Raw genomic sequence first — 3,702 nt, 5'->3', positions numbered from 1 at the left:
GTCCCGGCGCAGTCCGGCCACGCGACGGCGCCGGTCGGTTTCGGGCAGCCCGACCGTACGGGGGCTGAGCTCGGCCCGACAGGCCTTCAGGAATTGACCCAACTCCTTACGGTGCACGCTGCTGTTCATACTGGCCAGTGTGCGCTGTCCGCCACTCGGCTGGGTAGGAAGGTTTTGTCCCTGGATACATCTCTCCGGGGGTGGAATTCTCCTCTGTACGGGCCATGCGGGCGGCCACAGGGTGAAAGACCGATAATTGTTTTTCACAGGCCGTCGGCGCTTCTGTACACCTCTTTGACCATCGTCGACGAATCCGTCACGTCCGAGTGACACCGCAGCAGGAGAAAAGTCATGCGCGCAACCGTGATCCACGCCCCCGGTGACATCCGGGTGGAGGACGCCCCCGAGCCCAAGATCCTCAAGCCGACGGACGCGATCATCCGCACGGTCGCCACCTGTGTGTGCGGCTCGGACCTGTGGCCCTACCGCGGCCTGGAGCCGGTCGGTGATCCGCACCCGATGGGGCACGAGTACGTCGGCATCGTCGAGGAAGTCGGCAGCGAGGTCTCCAACGTCAAGCCGGGCCAGTTCGTGGTCGGTTCCTTCGCCACCTCGGACAACACCTGCGCGAACTGCCAGAAGGGCTGGCAGTCCTCCTGCCTGAACCGCGAGTTCATGGGCACCTGCCAGGCCGAGTACGTACGCATTCCCAACGCCCACGGCACCCTGGTGGCCACCGACGAGCACCCCTCCGACGAGCTGGTGCCGAGCCTGCTGGCCGTGTCCGACGTGATGGGCACCGGCTGGTGGGCGGCGCTGGCCGCCGAGGTCAAGCCGGGCTCGACGGCCGTCGTGGTCGGTGACGGGGCGGTGGGCCTGTGCGGTGTCATCGCCGCGAAGGAACTCGGCGCGGAGCGGATCATCGCCATGTCGCGGCACCAGTCCCGGCAGAAGCTCGCCCTCGAGTTCGGCGCCACCGACATCGTCAGCGAGCGCGGCGAGGATGGCGTCGCCCGGATCAAGGACCTGACGAACGGCATCGGCGCCGACTCGGTCCTGGAGTGCGTCGGCACCGCCGAGGCCATGCGGCAGGCCCTGCACGCCACCCGCCCCGGCGGCAACGTCGGCTTCGTCGGCATCCCGCACGAGGTGGCCGTGGACGGCCTGGAGCTGTTCTTCTCCCAGGTCGGCCTGCGCGGCGGCCCGGCCCCGGTGCGCCGCTACATGCCGGAGCTGATCGACCTGGTGCTGTCCGGTCACATCGACCCGGGCAAGGTCTTCGACCTCACCCTGCCGCTGGAGCAGGTCGCCGAGGGCTACAAGGCGATGGACGAACGCCGCGCCATCAAGGCCCTCCTCACGCCCTGACCCGATCGCCTCGTGGGCGTGAGCTGCGCCGGCCGCGCTCCCGCCCGCGAGGGCTCACCCGCCGCACGGTCGTGAAGGAGGCAAACCCATGACGAGCTGGACGAACGACGAACTGACCCGGATCGAGCACGCCGAGGAACTTCGGATGGCCCCCGGGCACAGTGACGGTACGCCGCGCACGCCCGTGCCGATCTGGGTCGTCCGCGACGGCGACGACCTCTACGTCCGCTCCTTCCGCGGCAGCGCCGGAGCCTGGTACCGAGCGGCCCGGGCCAGCCACGAGGGCCGTATCCGCTCCGGCGGCGTCGACAAGGACGTCACTCTCGTCGAGGTCACCGACCGCGGCGTCAACGACCGCATCGACACCGCCTACCGCACCAAGTACGGCCGCTATGGCGCGCGTTACATCGACCCCATGGTGGCCTCGCGTGCAACGACCCTGAAGCTCGTACCCCGCTGAACAACAGCTCTTTTCCCCCTCCAGGAGAAGCACCTTGCTCGGTCTCGAACTCGTCGTGGTCCTGGGCGTGGCCGTGCTGGTGGGCAACGTCGTGGGACAGCGCCTGGGCATCGCCCCGCCCGTCGTCCTGCTCGTGACAGGCGTGCTCCTGGGCTTCGTCCCGGCGGTATGGGAGGCACAACTGCCCCCGGACGTCGTGCTGTTGCTCTTCCTTCCGGTGCTGCTGTACTGGGAGAGCCTGACCACCTCCCTGCGGGAGATCCGCACCAACCTGCGCGGCATCCTGCAGCTGAGCACCGTCCTCGTCATCCTCACCGCATGGGCCGTCGCGGCGGCCGGGCACGCCCTCGGCCTGCCCTGGGGGCCGGCGTGGGTGCTCGGCGCGGCCATGGCGCCCACGGACGCGACGGCGGTCGGCGTCCTCGCCCGCCTTCCGTGGTTCCGCTGCCCGCGTCGGGCAGCACCAGGCGGACCGTCGTGACGCCGTCCGCCTTGAGGATGTCCAACGTCTCGCCGAGACGCCTCCACAGCGCGAGCGGCGCCTCGCCTTCCACACCGACCACCGCGGTCGCAATCGGCAGGCCGGAGTCCCCTGCGACCAGCGTCCGGGCGAGTTCCGCCACCTCCTCGGGTCCCGGCGAGGACGCCGGGGAGGTGCGGATCAGCAGCAGCCCGTCCCGCTGTTCCACGAAAACGGGCGTCTCGTCCTCGCCGGTCGCGGCCGGCTCACCGCCCGCGGCCGTCCCGCCCCGGGTACGGCGGGAGAAGGCCATGCCCCATCGCGTCATGCTCTACCTCCGGTGACGGGCTCCGACGGCTCACCTGAAGCGGACCGGAATGCGCCCCTCGTTCGACGGGTCGACCTCGTATCTGACGTAGAGCTTCTTCAACTGCGGCTGACCGAGCATCGCCAGAACGCGGGCCTTGAGCTGTCCTCGGCCCTTTCCGGGGATGATCTCCACCAGATCGGCCTCGGTCGCCGCCGCCCTGAAGATGATCTGACGGACCGCCCGGTCGATGTCCCGTTCGTTCCTGAACAGCGGATGCAGGTCCAGCGTGAGCGTCATCGGCTTCACGGCTCCCGTCGGTACGTCCAGGCTGGGGAGACCGCAGTCCTCAGCGCCCGGCCCCAGCCGCGTCTCGCAGCCTAGTCGACGCGCGGCCCACAGCGCCGCGATCTTGTCCGGGCGGGCAGTCTCAGCTGTACGGAAGGACGGAGAGCGCCGGCGCCGGCGCGGATCAGCTCCGCCTCTCCGACGGGACGCCCGCGAGAAAGCTCCCGGGCTCCTCGACCACGACCAGCGGCGCGGTGCCGGCGGGGCCGAAACGGTGCAGGCCTCCGTCCGGTCCGGCGACTACGACGGCGACGCCGAGTTCCCGCGCCACCACGGCCGCGGTCACCCGCGCGACCGGCGCGGCATGCGCGTCGAGCGCGAGGGCGAGCCGGAACTGCTGGGCCACGGGGAGGTGCGAGGCCAGACGGTCTCCACGGCCTCAGGAAGGCCCTTGAGCCCGTGGATCCAAGCGGACCATCACTCGCTGCCGGAGTTGTACGGCACTCCAGACGTCGACATGCCGGCCCGCCGCTGCGGCCATGGGGGGGCAGGCACGAGAACGGATCTGGCGCCCTGTGACTGTTCGCGCTAGTTGGCGGGTGGATGATCCACTTCTGCAGGTCGCCGGGATCCCGTTCATTGTGGTTGGCGGGTTCTGTTCACGCTGGATGGTGGCTGATGGTCTGCAATTGCTCGAGTAGAAGCGCGGCCTGCTCCGCCAAGGAGGGCCGGCGGTCCGCCGCCTGAGCGACGGCCTCCGATGGCCCGCGCTGCCGTGCTCCAGGATGTGTCAGGCGCGTCCGGTGGCGGGCCCATTGC

The 3,702-nt window shown here is 70.0% G+C and carries 5 protein-coding genes and 1 pseudogene; 3 read left to right on the top strand and 3 right to left on the bottom strand.

Annotated features, from left to right (window positions below; genetic code table 11):
- Positions 1 to 129, bottom strand: a pseudogene (locus ABZ646_RS42615) (transcriptional regulator); the annotation flags it as partial.
- A 222-nt stretch (positions 130 to 351) separates the two neighbouring features.
- Here ABZ646_RS42615 and ABZ646_RS42610 point away from each other — a divergent pair.
- From ABZ646_RS42610 to ABZ646_RS42600, 3 genes are all read left to right on the top strand, one after another.
- A complete protein-coding gene (locus tag ABZ646_RS42610) occupies positions 352 to 1,368 on the top strand; it encodes a zinc-dependent alcohol dehydrogenase family protein (RefSeq protein WP_360532006.1) in 1,017 nt (338 codons plus the stop codon).
- A gap of 88 nt (positions 1,369 to 1,456) precedes the next feature.
- Complete coding sequence (locus ABZ646_RS42605) at positions 1,457 to 1,828, top strand: DUF2255 family protein (RefSeq protein WP_360532003.1); 372 nt, start codon at positions 1,457 to 1,459, stop codon at positions 1,826 to 1,828.
- A gap of 34 nt (positions 1,829 to 1,862) precedes the next feature.
- A complete protein-coding gene (locus ABZ646_RS42600; protein ID WP_360532000.1) occupies positions 1,863 to 2,309 on the top strand; it encodes a cation:proton antiporter in 447 nt (148 codons plus the stop codon).
- A gap of 337 nt (positions 2,310 to 2,646) precedes the next feature.
- Here the strand turns inward: ABZ646_RS42600 and ABZ646_RS42595 are convergent, their stop codons facing one another.
- Together ABZ646_RS42595 and ABZ646_RS42590 are read right to left on the bottom strand one after the other, a co-directional pair.
- Positions 2,647 to 2,895, bottom strand: a complete 249-nt coding sequence (locus tag ABZ646_RS42595) for a Smr/MutS family protein (RefSeq protein ID WP_360531997.1) — start codon at positions 2,893 to 2,895, stop codon at positions 2,647 to 2,649.
- 172 nt (positions 2,896 to 3,067) lie between these two features.
- Positions 3,068 to 3,289 (bottom strand): hypothetical protein, encoded by a 222-nt coding sequence (locus ABZ646_RS42590; RefSeq protein ID WP_360531994.1) that lies wholly within the window; start codon positions 3,287 to 3,289, stop codon positions 3,068 to 3,070.
- Between the last annotated feature and the right edge of the window lie 413 nt (positions 3,290 to 3,702).

Source organism: Streptomyces sp. NPDC007162 (assembly GCF_040634175.1).
Lineage (GTDB): Bacteria > Actinomycetota > Actinomycetes > Streptomycetales > Streptomycetaceae > Streptomyces.
Note: the sequence above shows the minus strand (reverse complement) of the source record. Positions and strands in the feature narration are given on the sequence as shown.